Annotated in this window: 22 protein-coding genes and 1 pseudogene; 1 reads left to right on the forward strand and 22 read right to left on the reverse strand. The window is 40.5% G+C overall.

Translation table 11 applies throughout. The features are described 5' to 3' along the window. Window positions 1-282 precede the first annotated feature (282 nt). From PCY08_RS02895 to PCY08_RS02925, 7 genes are all read right to left on the reverse strand, one after another. Complete coding sequence (locus PCY08_RS02895; RefSeq protein WP_301559365.1) at window positions 283-993, reverse strand: type 1 glutamine amidotransferase; 711 nt, start codon at window positions 991-993, stop codon at window positions 283-285. Continuing rightward, window positions 990-2,225: a chloride channel protein gene (locus PCY08_RS02900; RefSeq protein WP_301559366.1), complete on the reverse strand. Its 1,236-nt coding sequence runs from the start codon at window positions 2,223-2,225 to the stop codon at window positions 990-992. The genes PCY08_RS02895 and PCY08_RS02900 overlap by 4 nt, the downstream gene beginning before the upstream one ends. A 4-nt stretch (window positions 2,226-2,229) precedes the next feature. Continuing rightward, a complete protein-coding gene (locus tag PCY08_RS02905; protein WP_301559367.1) occupies window positions 2,230-3,039 on the reverse strand; it encodes a purine-nucleoside phosphorylase in 810 nt (269 codons plus the stop codon). Beyond that, window positions 3,036-3,596: a DUF1697 domain-containing protein gene (locus tag PCY08_RS02910; RefSeq protein WP_301559368.1), complete on the reverse strand. Its 561-nt coding sequence runs from the start codon at window positions 3,594-3,596 to the stop codon at window positions 3,036-3,038. Before PCY08_RS02910 ends, PCY08_RS02905 begins: the two co-directional genes overlap by 4 nt. A 1-nt stretch (window position 3,597) precedes the next feature. Then, window positions 3,598-4,809: a phosphopentomutase gene (locus PCY08_RS02915; protein ID WP_301559369.1), complete on the reverse strand. Its 1,212-nt coding sequence runs from the start codon at window positions 4,807-4,809 to the stop codon at window positions 3,598-3,600. A gap of 12 nt (window positions 4,810-4,821) precedes the next feature. Then, complete coding sequence (gene rpiA, locus PCY08_RS02920; protein WP_301559370.1) at window positions 4,822-5,505, reverse strand: ribose-5-phosphate isomerase RpiA; 684 nt, start codon at window positions 5,503-5,505, stop codon at window positions 4,822-4,824. 105 nt (window positions 5,506-5,610) lie between these two features. Then, on the reverse strand, window positions 5,611-6,540 hold the full coding sequence (locus PCY08_RS02925; protein WP_301559371.1) for a peptidase U32 family protein: 930 nt from the start codon (window positions 6,538-6,540) through the stop codon (window positions 5,611-5,613). Between the two features lie 138 nt (window positions 6,541-6,678). Between PCY08_RS02925 and PCY08_RS02930 the strand changes: the two genes are divergently transcribed. Beyond that, window positions 6,679-6,954, forward strand: a complete 276-nt coding sequence (locus PCY08_RS02930; protein ID WP_301559372.1) for a DUF3270 family protein — start codon at window positions 6,679-6,681, stop codon at window positions 6,952-6,954. A gap of 109 nt (window positions 6,955-7,063) precedes the next feature. On the opposite strand, the gene PCY08_RS02935 is transcribed toward PCY08_RS02930, so the two are convergent. The 15 genes and pseudogenes from PCY08_RS02935 to PCY08_RS03005 all read right to left on the reverse strand — a co-directional run bounded on the left by PCY08_RS02935 (window position 7,064) and on the right by PCY08_RS03005 (window position 19,067). Beyond that, complete coding sequence (locus tag PCY08_RS02935) at window positions 7,064-8,398, reverse strand: cell wall metabolism sensor histidine kinase WalK (protein ID WP_045763761.1); 1,335 nt, start codon at window positions 8,396-8,398, stop codon at window positions 7,064-7,066. Beyond that, a complete protein-coding gene (locus PCY08_RS02940; RefSeq protein WP_000590623.1) occupies window positions 8,391-9,062 on the reverse strand; it encodes a response regulator transcription factor in 672 nt (223 codons plus the stop codon). Before PCY08_RS02940 ends, PCY08_RS02935 begins: the two co-directional genes overlap by 8 nt. Window positions 9,063-9,177: 115 nt before the next feature. Next, window positions 9,178-11,724, reverse strand: coding sequence for a M1 family metallopeptidase (locus PCY08_RS02945; protein ID WP_301559373.1), 2,547 nt, complete (start codon window positions 11,722-11,724; stop codon window positions 9,178-9,180). Window positions 11,725-11,846: 122 nt separating this feature from the next. After that, on the reverse strand, window positions 11,847-12,287 hold the full coding sequence (locus PCY08_RS02950) for an ASCH domain-containing protein (RefSeq protein ID WP_045763763.1): 441 nt from the start codon (window positions 12,285-12,287) through the stop codon (window positions 11,847-11,849). After that, window positions 12,284-13,132 (reverse strand): putative PEP-binding protein, encoded by an 849-nt coding sequence (locus PCY08_RS02955; protein ID WP_301559374.1) that lies wholly within the window; start codon window positions 13,130-13,132, stop codon window positions 12,284-12,286. Before PCY08_RS02955 ends, PCY08_RS02950 begins: the two co-directional genes overlap by 4 nt. Continuing rightward, the gene (locus PCY08_RS02960; RefSeq protein ID WP_045763764.1) at window positions 13,110-13,610 is read right to left on the reverse strand and encodes an NUDIX hydrolase; all 501 of its coding nucleotides are present in this window, start codon (window positions 13,608-13,610) and stop codon (window positions 13,110-13,112) included. The genes PCY08_RS02955 and PCY08_RS02960 overlap by 23 nt, the downstream gene beginning before the upstream one ends. Window positions 13,611-13,649: 39 nt before the next feature. After that, complete coding sequence (locus PCY08_RS02965; RefSeq protein WP_301559375.1) at window positions 13,650-14,255, reverse strand: DUF6707 family protein; 606 nt, start codon at window positions 14,253-14,255, stop codon at window positions 13,650-13,652. Between the two features lie 51 nt (window positions 14,256-14,306). After that, window positions 14,307-14,678: an Imm51 family immunity protein gene (locus PCY08_RS02970; RefSeq protein ID WP_301559376.1), complete on the reverse strand. Its 372-nt coding sequence runs from the start codon at window positions 14,676-14,678 to the stop codon at window positions 14,307-14,309. Between the two features lie 60 nt (window positions 14,679-14,738). Next, on the reverse strand, window positions 14,739-15,077 hold the full coding sequence (locus tag PCY08_RS02975; RefSeq protein WP_301559377.1) for a hypothetical protein: 339 nt from the start codon (window positions 15,075-15,077) through the stop codon (window positions 14,739-14,741). Between the two features lie 18 nt (window positions 15,078-15,095). Continuing rightward, complete coding sequence (locus PCY08_RS02980; RefSeq protein ID WP_301559378.1) at window positions 15,096-15,515, reverse strand: SMI1/KNR4 family protein; 420 nt, start codon at window positions 15,513-15,515, stop codon at window positions 15,096-15,098. Between the two features lie 18 nt (window positions 15,516-15,533). Further along, window positions 15,534-15,869 (reverse strand): annotated as a pseudogene (locus PCY08_RS02985) (hypothetical protein). Between the two features lie 36 nt (window positions 15,870-15,905). Further along, window positions 15,906-16,604: a 3-oxoacyl-ACP reductase gene (locus PCY08_RS02990; RefSeq protein ID WP_301559379.1), complete on the reverse strand. Its 699-nt coding sequence runs from the start codon at window positions 16,602-16,604 to the stop codon at window positions 15,906-15,908. Continuing rightward, window positions 16,597-16,833: a DUF2829 domain-containing protein gene (locus tag PCY08_RS02995; protein WP_301559380.1), complete on the reverse strand. Its 237-nt coding sequence runs from the start codon at window positions 16,831-16,833 to the stop codon at window positions 16,597-16,599. The genes PCY08_RS02990 and PCY08_RS02995 overlap by 8 nt, the downstream gene beginning before the upstream one ends. 109 nt (window positions 16,834-16,942) lie before the next feature. Next, window positions 16,943-17,983 (reverse strand): DNA/RNA non-specific endonuclease, encoded by a 1,041-nt coding sequence (locus tag PCY08_RS03000; RefSeq protein ID WP_301559381.1) that lies wholly within the window; start codon window positions 17,981-17,983, stop codon window positions 16,943-16,945. Between the two features lie 157 nt (window positions 17,984-18,140). Beyond that, window positions 18,141-19,067, reverse strand: coding sequence for an aldo/keto reductase family oxidoreductase (locus PCY08_RS03005; protein ID WP_301559382.1), 927 nt, complete (start codon window positions 19,065-19,067; stop codon window positions 18,141-18,143). Window positions 19,068-19,074 lie beyond the last annotated feature (7 nt).

Raw genomic sequence — 19,074 nt, forward strand, 5'->3', positions numbered from 1 at the left:
CAGTCAGATTATCTATTTTCCGAGCTTTCCGCTCGTGTTCAAATTTGAACACACGCTCTACCTTTCTTTTTGATATACAAGACAGGCGACAGAGAACAAAGCAAAAATAGGAAACTGGCGACGCATTATAAATGCTAGACAGTTTATCTTTTTTACACAGTTCTCCGCCCGTATTCAGTTCAGCTAATACGGTTAACCCATCCTTTCTTTTTTAATTGAGTAATTAGAAAAGCTTTCCGCTCGTGTTCAAATTTGAACACACGCTCTACCTTTCTATTATTTTTAATTTGTTAATGAATCCAAAAATGCATAGAGTTTTGCATTCATTTCTCGATAAGCATAGTTACGAATAGCTTCAGGCTTTTGAACATAAGTCATTTTTTTGCTTTGTTCTTCCAAAACTTCTTCACCATCCGCAGCTATTAAGAGCTCTACTGCTTCTGGATCAAATTCCAAATGAGCTTGGAAGGCATAGTGTTTAGGACTAAAGCGAATAATCTGACGTGGACAGCCTTGACTGGTCGCAAGGACGATAGCATCCTCTGTTAATCCCGGCATATCTCCATGCCAGTGACCAGTATTTAAAGTTTGTCCAAAAACTTTGACATGATTGTCTTTTAATCCAGCTTCAGTTAGCGTTATTGGAAAAACACCAATCTCACGCTCTGGACTATGTTCATACTCTGCGCCATAAGCAACAGACAAGAGTTGAGCACCAAGACAGACCCCAACAATATAACGATCTGCCTTCATAGCCTTTTGAATCAGCTCAATCTCTGCCTGAGGATCGTAGTATGGAAAAGTTTCCCGATCTTCATCTGGCGATTGAGGTCCCCCCATCACAATCAGAAAATCAATACCATCAATAGTTTCCGGAAGAAGTTCTTTTTCATAAACTTTAGTTGTAGTCACTTGATGGCCACGCTCCTGCGCCCATTTTAGATAAGCGCCCGGCACTTCAAAGGTTTCATGCAGTACAAAATGTACCTTCATCGTTTCTTCTCCCATCTCTTTCGAATCACGTAAGACAGACCAGCCGCAAGTACAAGCGGAATTGTCAAACTCCAAGTTTGGCCTGTAAATCCAAGGCTCAGGGCAATGGCTGTCAGAGGAGCTTTTAAGGTCGTCCCTAAAAAGACGGTCGCTCCTAGTAACATCCCTAGAGCAGGATCCAGATGAATCCCAAGGACTGTCAAAAGCAAGGTCACTAGATAGCCAGATCCAATCCCTAAGGCAAATGATGGTGTTAAAGTTCCCCCATAAGCACCATTGCGCAAGAGGAGATAAACCAGAAGCCCCTTCACTGCAAGAGCCAGTGGAAGATAAGGAATCGACTGGCTAGACAAGAGGGCTTGCGCTAGTACCTGGCCATTTCCCATAAAGATAGGGAAAAAGGCTACTAGGCTCCCCAGCACTAGAAAGGCTAGAGGAAGAGCCCAAAGAATCGTCCCATCCTTCCGCCGTTTGTGACTAGCCCGCTTGGCGAGGAAAGTAAAGACCAGAGCCAAGGGAGTAACCAAGAAAGCAATCACAATAGCCTGAAAGAAACTGCTAGCCGACCATGAGACTGTGGACAGGTGATAAATAGCCTCTTGACCAATGATGGACTGAGCGACCCAGGTGGCCAGATAAGTGCTGATCAAAACCAGTAGAAGGTTCTGCCAACTGTAGGCGAGTCCTAAGGTCTCAAAGACAAACAAGCTACTGGCAAAGGGAACTTGATAGACCGAAGCTAAACCAGCTCCAGCACCACAGGCAATCAAGACTTTTCGCTCTTTGAGGGCTAGAGAAAAACCTTTCGCCAAGCGACCAGCTAGAAGAGCCCCGACCTCACGTGGTGCTCCTTCTTTTCCGACCGATGCACCTGCTCCGACAATCGCAACCTGCATACCTGCATGAAGGAGCTGGGCTAAGGGCGCTGGTTCTCTGTCTCCAGCTAAGTCAATTTGCTGGCGAATAGACAGAATCTTATAACGCTTTTGCAGGACATACCAGAAGCCAGCTGACAAGCACCCAGTCACACATAAGACCAAAAATCTACGGAGACCTCCAGCTTCTTGAAATTGCTGGAGTAAATCCGACTCATCTTGGCCAAAAGCCAACCCTTGCACCCCTTCTAGTAGATAATGACAGGCAATTCCGACCAGACCCGTCCCTATTCCTAATGATAAAGTGGCTAGGAGCACTCTCAGTCCATAGGGCATACTTTGGAGTCGTACTCTCATAGTCTTACAATTCTGCAAGAATCGCTTTAAGCAAGCCTTTAAAGTCTCCTTTGACACGTTCGGTAACTTCTACTACTTCTTCGTGGTTAAGTTCCTCTTGGAAACCAGCCGCAAAGTTGGTAATACATGAAATACCAAGAACTTTCAAGCCAGAGTGAGCTGCCACGATAACTTCAGGAACAGTGGACATACCAACCGCATCTGCACCAAGTGTCTTATATGCACGGATTTCAGCTGGAGTTTCATACGTTGGACCAGTTACACCGATATAAACACCATCATCAAGTTTAACACCAAGTTTTTCAGCAACTGCATGAGCTGTAGCACGATATTCTGGAGTGTAGGCTTTTGACATGTCTGGGAATCGTGGACCGAAGTCATCCAAGTTTTCACCGATTAGAGGGTTTTGGCCTGTCATATTGATGTGGTCAGTGATAGCCATCAAAGTACCAGGACCAAAGCCGATACCACCAGCAGCGTTGGTAACAATCACACCTTCACAGCCCAAAACTTTCATGACACGAACTGGGAAAGTTACGACTTCAAGCGGATTGCCTTCATAGAAATGGAAGCGTCCTTGAAGGGCTAAAACCTTACGTCCTGCAAGCTCACCGTACACCAATTTTCCAGCGTGTCCAACAACAGTAGAACGTCCCCAGTTTGGAATCTCAGCATAGTCTACCACAACTGGATTTTCAATTTCTTCAGCAAGTTCGCCAAGTCCTGATCCAAGAATCAAGCCGAACTCTGGTGCTTCTACTCCCTTTTCTTTTAAGAAAGTAGCTGTTTCATTGATTTTTGCTAATAATGTCATTGTCTGTCTCCTTCATAATGTTTTAAAAATTGACCGATTTTGTCAAAGGTTTTTGCATTTCGAATCGTAATATTACGATAAAAAGGCATCTTTAACAGGTACTTGTGATAGGCTGTTTTGCTATAGGTTTCTTCTGAGAATTTGCCCCAGAAGATTCCCAGTTTCCCGAAATGAAGCACTTCATCTACCAGTTCCATACTTTCGACTTTCTCGATGACGTGCTTGGTATCCAGTCCCTCAGTATAAAAGAGAACATCCTTTCGAGCCACTTCTTGGAACCACCATTCCGGAAGAGTTCTAAGCTCCTCTTCGTAATCTTCTTGACTTAACAAGGAAAAATGTTGGATAAATGGATAATGCTTGTCAAAGAAATCCTGTAGCCTCTCAACCAACTGAGTTCTAGGTATACTAGTATCAAAGAAAATATTGCCACTATTGATGTAGGTTTCAACATTTTCCAATCCCAACTCTGTCAATTCTTGACGAAGCTGGTCCATGACCACCTTATGTTTTCCACCGACATTGATCCCTCTAACCAGTAATGCCAAGCGAGTCATCTTAAACCAATTTATCTAAGAAACTTTCACCAATCATAGCTTTATCAACGCCAAAGTTATCAGCGATTGTCGCAGAAATATCAGCAAAATGACCGATTGGTAAGTGTCCATTTCCTTTTAGTGATGGGCTATAGACCAAAAGTGGAATATATTCACGAGTATGGTCTGTACCTGCATAAGTAGGATCATTACCATGGTCAGCAGTAATCATGAGTAGATCATCTTCTCTCATAGCAGCGATAAGCTCTGGCAAACGTTCATCAAACTCATGCAAGCAATCACGGTAACCATGCGGATCACGGCGGTGACCGTAAAGTGCATCAAAGTCGACCAAGTTAGTGAATGAAAATCCTTTTTCAAACTCAGTAAGGCCCATTGTTGTCAAAAGTGTGTCAATTCCATGGCTATTAGACTTATTGTGCCCCATATCATGGTTCACCCCAGCACCATTAAAGATATCGCTAATCTTACCTACTGAGTAAGTATCAATGCCTGCTTCGTTGAGTTTGTCCAAAACTGTTGGAGCAAATGGTGATACAGCCAAATCACGACGATTTGCAGTACGTGTGAAGTTTCCAGGCTCACCAACATAAGGACGTGCAATGATACGACCTAGAAGAGCTGGACGTTCCAATGTAATCGAACGAGCGTATTCACAGATACGGTACAATTCATCCAAAGGAATGATGTCTTCGTGGGCTGCGATTTGAAGAACTGGGTCAGCTGACGTATAGATAATCAACTCGCCTGTTTCCATTTGGCGTGGTCCAAAATCATCGATAACAGCAGTTCCTGAGTATGGTTTATTTGCTTCACGGATTACTTTACGACCTGAAAATTCTTCAATCTTTGTAAGGATTTCTTCTGGGAATCCATTCCAGAAAGTATCAAACGGTTCTGTGATATTAAGCCCCATGATTTCCCAGTGACCTGTCATGGTGTCTTTACCTAGTGAAACTTCCTCAAGTTTAGTGTAGTAACCACTAGGATTCTCCTCTGCGGGAACAGTTTTTAGTGCTGTCTCACGCTCGATGTTCCCAAGACCAATCTTAGCCATGTTAGGAACATGCAAACCAACTGATTTTGAAATATGGCCTAGTGTATCAGAAGCTCCATCTGGAACCCCTGCATTGACAAAGTTATTAGCATCTGGTGCTGCACCGATTCCTACAGAATCGAGTACTACCAAGTGAATACGTTTAAATTTTGACATCGTTTGCCTCCTTTATTTCCCTTTTGTTGAAGTTAAAACCTGAACGCCAGCTTGCCCTGCAACAATCACTTTATCAACCATTTGGTTAAATAAACCGTGCTCAACAATACCGACCTGAAGATCCAGTTGATGACCAAAAGCAATCGGATCTTCAATAACACCTAAATCAAGATCAATGATAAAATTTTTCATATCCGTCACAAAGCGTTGGCCATCTTTTTCACGAAAACTTGGCTTGTAACCAGCTTTTTCAAAACGACGGAAAACCTGTTCTGCTCCGTATTGGACAACTTCTACAGGTAGTTTGAAAGCGCCCAGTTTCTCAACCATTTTGCTCTCATCTACCACCCAGATATACTGTTTGGTTGGGGTCGCAACTACTTTTTCCATTAGAAGCGCACCACCGCCTCCTTTGATACCATTAAACTGCCGATCTACCTCATCAGCTCCATCAACAGTCACATCAACCTCATCCACCTCGTCAATCGACTTAAGTGGGATATTCAATCCTTGTGCCTGTTTTGTCGTTACACTCGAGGTCGTTACGGCTGTAATTTGAAGTCCTTCTTCTTTAATTCTACGTCCGATCTCCTCTACGAAATAATAGGCAGTCGAGCCTGTTCCAAGTCCTACAACCATTCCGTTGTTTACGAACTCAGCAGCCTTGATGCCTGCTATTTTTTTCAGATTTTCCACTTAGACACCTCCAAACAAAAAGCTACTTTTATTATAACATGAATACGCTTTAAATTCATCCTTGCACTAGAAAAACCCGAACATTTTATTTCGGGTTTCTGATTCTTATTTAACCATGTCAGGATCGTAGTCATAAAATCCTGTGTCAAGGAAACGATTTTTTGGATGGAGTTTACGGACTTGCTCATCCAACAAGAAGGCTTGGTCATGCGTAAAGTTTCCCTCTTGAATCAAGCTACGGGCTTGGATGAAGAGTTTTGCAATCTCAACAAAATCTTGCCCTGGAGTATAAAGTCCCTCTAGTTTCCAATGAGTGAAACCATGCTCTACCAACTCTGGCAATTTGGTCATCAAATCGAGGTCGTTATTGGCAAAAATGTGAGTTCCATGATTGTCTTCAAAAATAGAGTAATGGCTTTCTGGATCACTAGGCTCTGCTAAGAAGAGATCGCGTTGACGTGTTTTTTCATCATCAATCTGAGTAAAATTATAGTAATTCTGCAAGAGTGGACGCTTAGAGTGGTGGATAACGCTTGCTCCATAAACCAAAATTTCAGCAGGAATTTCCAAAATTTCAGGCATTTTAAAGAGTTCAGCTGATGGAATTTCACGAGCTAAAACTGCCTCAGAAGCGCCAGCCTTTTGTCCCCAGAAATTGATCTGACGGCTGCTAGTTACCATCGTTGAGGCATCATAGATAGTTTTAAAGCTATAGCCATCACGATTGACAACATAAAAGACACCCGCATCCCCAACAGTAATGTAGTCTGTTTTAATTTCTTCCAAGAAATCAAGAAAGGGCTTGATACGATCCATCATATCTTGGTGCATGAGGGCATTAGCCGCTACAATCAGTTCCTTACCTGCATCATGAACCAGACCAGCGATGGTTCTCAGTTCATCATAAGAAAAAGTCTTTGGTAGGCGAAGCCCAAAATCTTTCTCACCAACATAGATGCGGTCAACTCCCGCCTCTAGTAATTCTTTTACTTGTTCAATGCTTTCAGCAGTTGCTGTAATAATAATCTTTTCCATAAGAAAAATTATACCACATTTCTGAAAAATCAGCTATTCCCTAAAATGATAAATTTACTTATTCTTTTTGTAACCTTACTGTAATAATTTTTTTCTTGAAAAATGGTAAAATGAAAGAGTACTGTTAAGGAGAGAATCATGCCCGTAAGAAAATATCAATCGTATGAGTTTGAAGAAGAGGAAACTCAAACAACGCTATACCAAGACTATGTTCCAGAAACCACTTCCGTTGCTAGTTTGAAGGAAGTTCTTTTCTTTGTAAACATTGCTTGTTTTTGCGTCTTTTTAGCCTTGTTTAGCTTTATCTTTTTAGCCCTCAAGTTTAATACAGTTCTGGCTTTTAGCCTAGCAATTGCCTTGAGTTTAGTGGCATCAAACTTTCAACGTTCAATGATTAAGAAGAAATTATATTAGATTCAAAAGGTCGGGATTTTTATCCCGACCTATTTTTTCTACGATAGCTAAAGAGCTGCGACTAGAAAAGCGATACTTGGTCTACCGCTTTCTAAGTCACAGCCTTTTTTTATTTATTTTTACGCTTGGATGGTGTTTGGATAGCGATTTTTACTTCAAAAATCGTACCATGTGGTTTGTTATCCTTAACACTGATTGTTCCTTTTAAGGCATCGACAATCTGTTTAGCTAAGGACAAACCTAACCCAAAGCCACCTTTTTGGCGAGTACGAGCTTTGTCAACTCGATAAAAGCGATCAAAAATTTTCTTTTTATCTGCTGCAGAAATACCAATTCCATCATCAGCTACTGACAAATAGAGATTACGCTCCGTCGTAGCAATGACAAAATGAATATCTCCTTCTTCTTCTGTGTACTTGACAGCATTGTCAAACAAGATAGTCATCAGCTGCTTAAGAAGCAGCTTATCTGTTATGATGGTCCGATGGATGCGATTTTCAAAATGAAAAGCACGGTTATTTTCAGACGCAATCATTTCGTAGTTGGTAAAGGTTGTGTTAAAGAAGTCTGGCTCTACCTCTCCTAACTCCGGTTTAATACCGTCATCACGACGAGCTAAATTGAGGAGATTCGTCGTTAAAAAGCGCATATTACGAACTTCTTCTAGACTGGAGGCAATACTCTCACTTGACTCCATAATGGTTGCCTCAGGTTTTCTGAAAAGAGTTTCTAGACGATTTTGAAGAACAGCCAGTGGAGTTCGTAACTCATGACTGGCATTTTCCACAAAGCTCTGTTGCTTTTGCATGCTCTCAAGTAAAGGTTTAACACTGACACGCGCAAGATAAAGGCTGGCAAGTATGGATAAAATCCAGAAGCTGGCCATGACTACCACGATTAATTGCTCATGGTTTTGACTGATTTGCTCTATCTGACTGGTATTTATCAAAACTGCTGCATACTTAATATTGGTCGAGACAGAATCGATATTTATTTCAGATAGAATCACTCGGTAAATCTCATCCTGACCGTAACTATTCTGAACATGAAGTTGTCGAATATGATTCAAATCCTTTTTATTAAAAGTAATCTTGTCAAGACCTAAAAAGCGGTTGCCAGTCACTAATTGATTCAAATTTGAATCCAACAAAATCACTTCTGTATTGGAACTGACCGTTGGTTTTTTATCCGTTGATGGAGGAACGGATTGACTATTGAAATCTTTGACTTCATCTGTTGCTCGATTAACAGCCAACTGGATGACATCTTGAGGATTGCCACTGAGAGACAGAAGCTTCTCATCAACCGATGTGTAGAGACTGGAGTGCATAACCTGCAAGATAATCAAGGTCATAGCAGAGAAAATCAGAGTAAATACTCCAAAGTTACGGATAAAGTAGCTAAAATCTTCTGCATACCAATTCTTTTTTAATTTATTAAACATGTTTTAAAATATACCCAACACTACGCAAGGTTTGGAGGTTTTCAGCAAAGACTGATCCCTTTAATTTCTTACGAACTTTTGATACGTAAACCTCTACGACAGAGATAGTTGTATCACTATCGAATCCCCATAAACGGTCAAAAATCTGGGTTTTGGGTAAGATAACATTTTGATTTTGGAGGAAATAAACCAAGAGATCAAATTCTTTACCCAATAATTCAACAGCAGTCTCATTGACTTTAACCTCATTAGTAGAGAGATTGACAGTCAAATCACCATAGGAAAGGGTATTTTCATTGAACTTACCAGAACGTTTAAGCAAGGCCTGGATACGCATCTTGAGTTCTTCTAGATAGAATGGTTTTGTCAGATAATCATCCGCCCCAAGTTCAAATCCATGTCCTTTGTCATCGAGACTTTCCTTGGCTGTCATGATCAGAACAGGAGTCGAAATACCTTTTTCACGCAATTCTTTCAAGACTTGGAATCCATTTTTTTCAGGCAACATCAAGTCCAATAGAATCAAATCATATACGCCACTTTCAGCCTCATAAAGACCTTCTTCTCCATCAAAAACTTGCATGACATCAGCAAAATCATCCAAGAAATCAAAGACTGAATTTGACAGGCCTAGGTCATCTTCCACTAATAGAATTTTGATCATCAAAAATTCCTCCTTATTATACCTATTATAGCAAAAATATCTTAAAAAAAACTCAACTTCCCTTGTTTTTCCAAGAGAAAGTTGAGTTTTTGTCATCTATTTAGACTAGAATCTTTTAAACTTTGCTATATTGAGCTACAACTGCTTCAACTGCTGCTTTTTCACGCTTAATCAATTCAACGCGAGCTGCGATATCCTTAATCCCCATGCGGATATTACGGCTAAGGGCAAGGTCAGAAAGTTGTGGTTCATAGAAGGCCTTGTATTCTGCCAAGCGTTGCTCTGTTTTAAAGATGTGCGATGGGAAGATGACAAAACTGTCAAAACTCATATCTCCACCAAGAGCTGCCTTAATCCAATCCCAGTTTTCACGTGCCCACACCCATACAGTTTCTTGAGTTGCTTGGTGTCCTAAGAATTGGAGATACCATGCTGAAAGATCCTGTGGTTTCACGACAAATTTGTCCTTCCAAGTTGCAAGCAGTGTTTGGATGTTCTCTGCATCTGTCGCATAAGCAAGGGCTGCTGCCAATTGGCGTTTAAAGGCGGCATCTGTCGCATGAGTATAAAGATCGAGATAAGTTGCGACCAATTCCTTAGTCTCATGGTGTTTCATTTCATTGATGAGAACTTGTGAACGAATAGCTGCTGGAAGTCCTGAAAGATTATCCTTGTGGGCTGCAAAAATTTGGCTAGCAACTTGACTGGCTCCCTCGTCATTTGAACGAATCATCATAGAAATTGTCAATTGACGAACCAATTCATCCTCATCAGATTCACCCTCTTTAGCTTCAAAACCAAGACGATCATAGTTGTAACGAGCCAGTTTAGCAATAAGGGCTTTAAAGGCTTTTTCTGCCTCTGTTCCTTCATCAATGAAACGTTCAAGGGCTGTAATAACTTGAGAAACTGCAGCAACAACTAGGTAAGATTCTTCTTGTGCCAATTGATCCACTACTGGAAGCAAGTCTGCGTATGAAATGTGACCAGCTTCAGCTAGCAAACGACGTTCTTGAACGATTTGAAGTTTACTTGTGTTATCAAGTTCTACTAATTCTGAAAGAACAGCATCCAATAAGTCGCCTTGATAGTCTGTAATGTAATGTGCTGTATTTTCAGTGTTAAGACGAAGGGCTTCTTTGTTTTCAGCAAGAAGTGCTGCATAGCCAGGAATTTCGATGCTTTCAGTTTCGAGAGTATCTGGTAGTCCTTTCCAGTTGCTGTTAAGTGGCACTACCCAAAGACGATTCTTGTCTTCGTGTTCACCGATAAAGAATTGTTTTTGTGAAATCTTCAACACATCATTTTCAACTGTGGCAGTAAGGACTGGATAACCAGGTTGCTCCAACCAAGAATCCATAAAGGCTGCTACGTCACGACCTGATGCTTGACCAAGAGCATTCCATAGATCACGACCAATGGTATTTCCGTATTGGTGTTTTTCAAAGTAAGCATGCAAACCTTTAGCAAAATCAGCATCTCCTAACCAACGGCGAAGCATGTGCATGAGACGGCTTCCTTTGGCATAAACAATAGCACCATCGAAGAGCGTATTGATTTCATCGGGGTGGCTAACTTCAACGTGGACAGATTGAACGCCATCTGTCGCATCACGTTTAAGAGCAGCTGGCACTCCACTTGTTTGGAAATCTTCAAAGATATTCCAACTTGGCTCGATGGCATCCACACAGACGTATTCCATCATATTCGCGAAACTTTCATTGAGCCAGAGGTCATCCCACCACTTCATAGTCACAAGGTTACCAAACCATTGGTGAGCAAGCTCATGGGCAATAACTAGAGCAACTTGTTGACGGCTGGCAAAGGTAGAGTTTTCATCCACAACCAAGTAAACTTCACGGTAAGTTACCAGACCCCAGTTTTCCATAGCACCTGCTGAGAAGTCAGGAAGGGCGATGTGGAGAGATTGAGGAATTGGGTACTTGACTCCGTAGTAATCTTCGTAAAACTCGATTGAACGAACAGCGATATCCAGTGAGAAATCAAGGTTTGAAAGTGGATGCGCCTTAGTTGAGTATACACCTACCAAAGTACCATTTTTTGTCTTAGCAGTTACCCCTTGCAAATCACCAGCAACGAAAGCTAGCAAGTAAGAAGACATACGTGGAGTTGTCTCAAATTTCCAGATACCAGTTTCCTTGCGGTTTTCAACATCAATCTCTGGCATGTTAGACAAGGCCAATTCACCTTCTGCTTGGTCAAAGCGAAGAGCTAGGTCAAAGGTTGCTTTGGCTTCTGGCTCATCCACACATGGGAAGGCTTCACGAGCAAAGTGACTTTCAAACTGAGTTGACAAAACTTCTTTCTTAACACCATCAACTGTATAGTATGATGGATAGATTCCTGTCATGTTGTCTGTGATTTTACCTGAAAATGCTAGAACCAATTCAACTGAACCAGCTTCTGCAAGTTCGATATGAAGAGCTTCGTTTTCATTATCAACTGTAAATGGACGAGCTTGGCCTGCTACTTCAACAGAAGCAATCTCCAAGTCTTTTTGGTGAAGGGAAATACGGTCACTTTTAGCTTGACCAGTAATAGTTACATTTCCTGAAAAAGTCTTGGTCTCACGACTCAAGTCTAAAAACAAATCATAATGTTCAGGAACAAATTTTTCAATATAATGTTCTACTGCTTGCATCATTTTCTCCTATTCTAAATTTCTGAGCAAATGCTCTAGTTCAAACATACCTATTTTATCATATTTTAAGTCAGAAAAAAGCTTTGGACGGTGATTTCCAAAACTTTCTTCCTTCTAGTAGTCTACAGAGGGTAGACCTTGCGAAATTCTTCTAAAACAACCTTGCTGTCAGGTGTAAAAGTCAAACCTGCTTCTCCTAACCAGTCTTTGAAAAAGTCTTCATGAACCTGACGCCAGTAGGCTAAAGATTTGTCTCCCTCACCTTCCTTGTAGGCATGGTCGGCTGAAACCTGATGGAAAGGCTGAACGGAAACCTTTGTAATTTCGACGATGCAAACAGCTTGATCCTTACTGTCTAAAATAACATCAAAAGTTCCTTCTTGTGGAAGAGGTTCGTCCTCTACTGCGTAAAGATCGTAAGCTGAGGCAGTTGCTGTTTTTTCGCCTGTAAACACCAGATCCGCTAAAAGGTCTGGATCCACTCCAAAGGCCCAGGCGTCTATCTCATCTCCGATAGAGGGGTTGATTTGCTTGTAGGCATTCCACATTTCTTGAGGTGTCATAGGTTGCTCCTTTTTATTTTTTTACTTTCTTCTTTTACACGTTTGAGATGATATGGATGGTCAATCTCTAAATTAAAAATCTCTGGAATAGAACTGTAGTGGATCATGCATTTGATATCCATCTGATTCATTCTTTGCATGAAAGAAGCATTCAGATATCCTGCCACGGCGAAATCTATCTTTTTCATCCTTGCTTTATCCTGCATCTGTCTCAGTATTTCTAACATAATGGGACTTTCCATATCATGCCATTGACTGTTCCTCACAGTCGCAAAAACAAAAGAAGTCAAATCATTCATTCCCACTACAATCTTTGAAATACCAGTTTCCAGTATCCTGTCCAAGTCAAAATAAGCTGATGGTAATTCAATCATTGTTCCAACTTTTCCAGTAAAACCATGTTCACGCAATACTCTAATAGCTTGTTTTAACTGTTCAGCATCATTGACAAAAGGAAAAATAACAGACAGATTGAGATTGGTTTGATAAACTTCTGTAACAACATGTGCTTCAGCATGAAATTCATCCAAACACGCCAGTAAACGCCTAATTCCTCTATATCCAAATAAGGGGTGGCGTTCATCAAAATACTCTTTAGTCCCGTCTAGACTATTTGCTTCTGCATTTGTTAACTCTGAAAAGCGATACCAGACTTCTTCATCTGAGTATAAATGGCAAATAGTGTCTAGATAATCTTTTACAAATTGCTGACAACTTTTTAGCAGTATATTTTGACTGATCTCCCTCACCAAATATTCCCCACGAATCATGCCGACGTGGTGCAATAGTTGTGGGTAAACTTTTTCAACAATTCTTTCGCCACTAAGAGCCAGTTGATTTTGCATGTTTTACCTTCCAATTCTTATAGCTTGTCATGTCCAATTCTGGAAATCCTCGTAACTCTGCCTTCACCTTCAATACTAAGGGGGAGGCATTTTCTTCGGTAATCTGCTCAAGAGGAAGCCAAATTGCCTTTGCTGAATCATTGTTTCCGTCAAGAACTTCATGAGGAAGGGATTTTTGAGAGCGTTCTAAATCAAGTACTATATCATAAAAGGCCATGATATGATGTACTGCAAAGTCTTGCCCCTCTTCTTGAACCATTACATCATAAATCCTAGGATTTGAATAACTGCTAAGAGTATAGCCTGTCTCTTCCAAAACTTCTCTCTTGAGGGTTTCTGTCAACCCTTCACCTGCTTCCTGACTACCACCAGGTAAATCAAAACGATGCTGATAAGGCCCTCTCGTTTTCTCAATGCAGAGTAATTTTCCTTTCTCATAGCAAATGCCATAGACACCAAAGTGATTTTTGATTTCCATATTCCACTCTTTCTAAAAGTCAAAGATTTCTAGCTCACCTTATCCCTTAAAAGGAAAGAGGCTATAGATTTCATGTTCCTTGATATACTTCTTCAGTATCTCCATATTCTCTTCTATTTTTGCCTGGATATCTGTCTCTTCACACGTTGACTCAGCAATAAAGAGGTGAATCTTCAATAAATCTGTCAAGTATAGCAGACGACGTTCCATTTCTGATTCAGGACTTGAAGCTTGCTTAATTTTTGCAAGCTTTTGCTCCAAGCTATCACCATTCAAAAATCTCTGATGAACTCTCCTTCTTATTTTTTGAGTGGATTCCTCCCCTTGTTCTAATGGAGATAAAAGGAGTTTTTTATAGACGAATACCCGATTTTCTACCTCTCTTTCCAGATAAGCCAATAAAACCAGAGAGCTATCAACAAAGGTCCAGGTGTTATAATTTCCTTCAAATGGGACTTGTATGACACTCTCCAATAATTTCTTAGCAATTTCTTCTTGACCATCTAGATAAAGTAGATAGGCCAGATGATTCAGCGATTCGAGATAGCTAGCTTGGGTTTTCTTATTCTTTTTTAAAATTTTATCTAAATAGAGATGTAGGTCTGGATGTTTTTCCAGTTGTTCAACTACTTCTGGTAGCTTCATTTGAAATCCTTTCTATTCTTTTTTAAAATAATTTAAAGAGATTTTAGTCAACTAATCCAACTCTGCTCTACTGAACAAGTCTTTCATAGATTCGATATCATCACAAAATTCTTTAAATCCTAAAGCGAATTTAGCCAAGGCGTCCACCTTGGAAGAATAGGCACAAAACATACTTCCTTCAGGATCAAAGTCGATAGCATTGCTTAATTCAGGCATTTTTTCCTCCAAAAATACCAAAGCCAAGGATGCCCAATCGTAGCCATTTCCTTCAAATCCCTCCTCTTCTCGAGTATCAAACACTTCCTGTCTGTATTCTCCATCAGGGTAATAAATGAGCGAGCCTCGAACATTTTTAGGATCCTCATCATATACAAGCAGGCTAAAAGGGGCAATTTTTTCATTTATGTTTTCGTAATCTATCATTTCTTAACTCCTTATTGTATTTGTTAATTATCAATGAACTTCATAAATCTAGTATGCTTACTAGATTTCAAAGGGCATAAAACTATCATGCTGATGGTAATATTTCAAAGCCTCGACCAAGTCTTGGGGACTTGCATCTGGCTCTTCCTCAAGTGCGACTGCAAGAACATCAATCAACTGCTCTCCATAGTAGACTAGCTGGAGATCTTGCTCCGATGCATCAGCTGGGTAGACATCAGAGTCGTCCACTACATCCGGATAATCTGATACCCAATAAAGGCAATCCAGTTTCAGTTCTCCATCCTCCTTGCCATAGAGGCAAAAATCATCTGATACTAATTGATCTACGCGCACCTGCTCGATGATCTGCTCTAGTGAAAGTTCTTGGTGTTTTCGCATCCCGTCTCCTTTTTAAACTCACTCTTCAACAAAAGAGTTCAAAAATTCCTCAAAAGAAGCCCATTGACCATAGATCTCAGCTTTCTCTTCTAAAACATAGAAGTAAACCATACCATAATCTTCTTCCCTTAAGGAAAGAGCATAATTACCAGATCCAGGATCATAGGCAAAATGGAGAAGATCTGTTGCCTTAAATCCCGCAGGCACAGCCTCATCGTCATACCATGTAAGAGACTTCCTCATTTCCTCAAGTGAATTAAAGGAATTGAAAGGAAAGAGGTGATGTTCATCGTGGACACCACTTACTTGGGGCTGACCACCGTTGTACTTGAGATAAAAATCCATCATAGATTTTGGCAATTTCTTTCCAAGAATCTCCTCAAATTGCAAAAGGTCTTCTTTTGAAATCGGTGAATCTGCATCTAGCACTCTAAACATGATTTCTCCCTCCCAGTTTTACAACTCTTCCTCTAAACTCTTATCAATAAAGTCATAGACGTTTGCAGCAATTTTTTGCATTTCTAAGGAGCCTAAAGCACCCAAGTCATTTTCATAAATACAATCATCAGAATTTTTCTTGATAAAGTAGGCCAAATCTCCTTCCTGTCCAATCATAAAGTAATCTGGCTCTACTTCCTTAATCTGATAAGTCTCATTACGCTCCTCTAGATCCTCCTTGGCATACAAACAGATACCTGTATCTCAAATTTCATAGGGGTCAATCTCTTTCCAGTCCGTTAAAAACTGATAGTAGAGATTGGGCAAGACAAATCCAAACTCATCTCTCTTCATAGCTCACCTCCACATATTTATAGAATAGCAACTCTGCTACTTCAAGCTCCATCCACCATCAATCGTCAGGATTTGCCCCTGCATGGCGCTTGCTTTTCCACCTGCTAAAAAGAGGCTGACTTCTGCCACTTCTTCTGGCTCAATCCAGCGTTTGATAGGTGTTTCACTAGCAACCCAGTCCGCCAAACCACCTGGTTCAAAGTCAGCTGCGGTCATACCAGTCTTAACTGCACCAGGAGCAATCCCAAAGATCTGGATCCCAGCTTCTGCATAGTCTAGAGCCAACTGCTTGGTAAATCCAGCCAAGGCGTGTTTAGACGAGGTATAGGCGTGGCCTCCTCCACCAGCTAAACTTGAAGCAATGGAACACATATTAATGATGATTCCCTTCTTATTCTCCAGCATTTGTGTCAAATAATGTCGAGTCAGCTCAACTGGAGTCACATAGTTGATTTCAAAAATATCTTGGATTTCTTGGGCTGTTTGTTCTAGTAAGGGTTTGTAGTCATCTAATACCCCTGCTGTGTTACAAAGAATATCGACTTGAGGGCACCAATCAAAAATTGGTTTCAAATCAAGCGTTAAATCACGTTGTAAAAAGTGAAAGTCGCCTTGTAAGGCAGGCTTTTCACCCTGATCCACTCCGAAAACTTGATAACCATTCTCTAAAAAGAGTCGAGCTTGAGCCAGACCAATCCCTGAACTTACTCCCGTAACTAAGACACGTTTAGTCATGGACTTCCACCCAGTCTGCCGCTAGGACATCACAAGGAGTTGGGCTCCACATAGAAAAACCTTCCCCTTCTCCAGATACGTTGATGAGGAAATAGGGTGTCACTTCAAGCGCAACTCCATTTTGCTCAATGGTATCAAAAAGCTGGACATAGTTCTCAGCTCCACCCCAACCAGTACGTACATATTTTTTCTTAGCCTTTAGTCCAGGTAAAATTTCTTCAAACGTCATGTTTTTCTCCTTTGTTATCTATGAATCTTAATTTAATTATAACAAAAAACCGTTTTCCAACGGCTTTTTGACTGTGATTATTCTGATTTATATAAACTTGAGAAAACTATCACCATTGCAATCCAGCTTCTCTAATTTCCTTTTTAGAGGCAAACTTTCCATTTGGTCGATGCCATCTTCCATTTCTATCTCTAAAGTAGCCACCTGTATTACTACTTTGTGATTCTTCTTCTGCTGGTGCTGGTGCTGGTGCTTCAGTTTCCTGCTGTTTCTGTTCTTCTTTAGCCTTCTCTTCTGCTTCTTTTTTAGCTTTTTCTTGTGCTTCTTTTTCTTCAGCTTCTTTCTTGGCTTTTTCCTCGGCTGCCTTAAGCTCTGCAGCGCGTTCTTCAGCTGACTTGACCGTATTCTTTGCAGTACCATCTGCATAATTTATTTCAGCATTGGCTGAAACGTTATCCAAGGCGACATGGGTTACGGAATACTTATCAATTTTTTCCTTGCTACTACCTAATTTAATTTCAAGCAAATTTCCATCCTGATCAATTCCTACGTACTGTAAGATAATCTGTCTTGGAATCAATTCATTATCCTTATAGACAGCTGTCACCTTATAGTCAAGATAATAGTTTGGATGATTTGCAAGCCACGAATCTAGTCCATTTTCATAATAGAGCATGCTACTTTGATTTTTGTCATCCGTTCCAGTAAAGGCACCTGTATTTAACCAGGCTGTCATAGGAACTAGATTGCGGCCTTCATCGTTAAGTCCACTAAATTGATATCCAACTAAATGACCGCGATTCATCAGCCAAGCCTCTTTAGAACCATCTCCGTAGTAAAATTTATAGTTATGCCATCCAACTGGATCAAAGGTTAATTTAGCTTCTCTCTTTTCTTTAGGCTCATCACTATCTTTTAGCTGAATGTGAGCATAAGTTGCACGGGATTTTGAATCAAGTTCCCCGAGTTCTAGCTGCTTTTCATTTTTAAAAGTAAGTAAGCCAGCTTCCTTGTATAACTTTGTATTATCCTGCGTAGTCTGTTCAGTCGTTACAGGTTCAGCTACTTTCGCCTCTTCTTTATGTTTCGAGCAGCCAACTGATGTCAGCAACGAGAGTAAAACAACAGAAGTCAGTACTATTTTTTTCATTTTTAATGCTCCTATTTTATTAAAATATTTATTATATTGTTATTTTATACGATTTTACCATATATAGTTTGTATTTTCAAACAATTATATAAATTTTTAAACAAAGATAAAAAGAGCGAGGTCATACCTCGCTCTTGATAGGATAGCGTTTTAGTCTCTAAGGCAAATCATTCCCAGCTGCTAGGTAAATCTCATACCATTCTTTTCGAGTTAGAGTCAAGTTACTTGCTTGGCTTGCTTCTATCAAATGTTTAGGGTTAGTTGTTCCCACTACTGCCTGCATCTTGGCTGGGTATCGCAACACCCAAGCGATAGCAATAGCTGATGGGCTTACTCCATATTTTTGCGCAAGGCGGTTTAAAACTTGATTCAAAGCTTGAAACTGTTCATTGCCAACAAAATTCCCTTTGAAGAAACCAAACTGTAAAACTGACCAAGCTTGAATGACCATGTCGTTTAATTTGCAGTATTCAAAGACGCTTCCATCACGCACAGCTGCCTTATTACCTTCCATATTGACATGGAAACCTGATTCAAATCCTGGCGTGAAAGCTGCGCTTAGTTGTAATTGATTGATAGATAAAGGTTGTTTGACCTCTTTCTTCAGTAATTCCATCATCATAGGATTTTGGTTGGATACACCAAAATCTCGAACCTTACCTGATTTGTGAAGGATATCAAAGGCCTCTGCTACTTGATCAGCTTCCATTAAGGCATCTGGGCGATGGAGAAGCAAGCTATCTAGATAATCAACCTGCAATCGTTGTAGAATCCCATCAACTGACTCTAAAATATAATCTTTTGAAAAATCAAAATAGGTAAATTCTTCTATGCGAATGCCACACTTGGACTGAATCCACATCTTCTCACGCAAGTCAGGGCGATGTTTTAAGACTTGACCCAGTAATTCTTCGCAACGTCCACGACCATAGATATCTGCCAAGTCAAAAGCATTGATTCCGACAGATAAGGCTGTTTCTACCAGCTCCTCCACTTCTTTGACCGACTTGTCACTGATTCGCATCATGCCTAGGACGATTTCGGACAATTCTCTTTTCTCATGACCAAATGGAATGTATTTCATGGCAATT

The organism is Streptococcus sp. SO4, assembly GCF_030440055.1.
Lineage (GTDB): Bacteria > Bacillota > Bacilli > Lactobacillales > Streptococcaceae > Streptococcus > Streptococcus nidrosiense.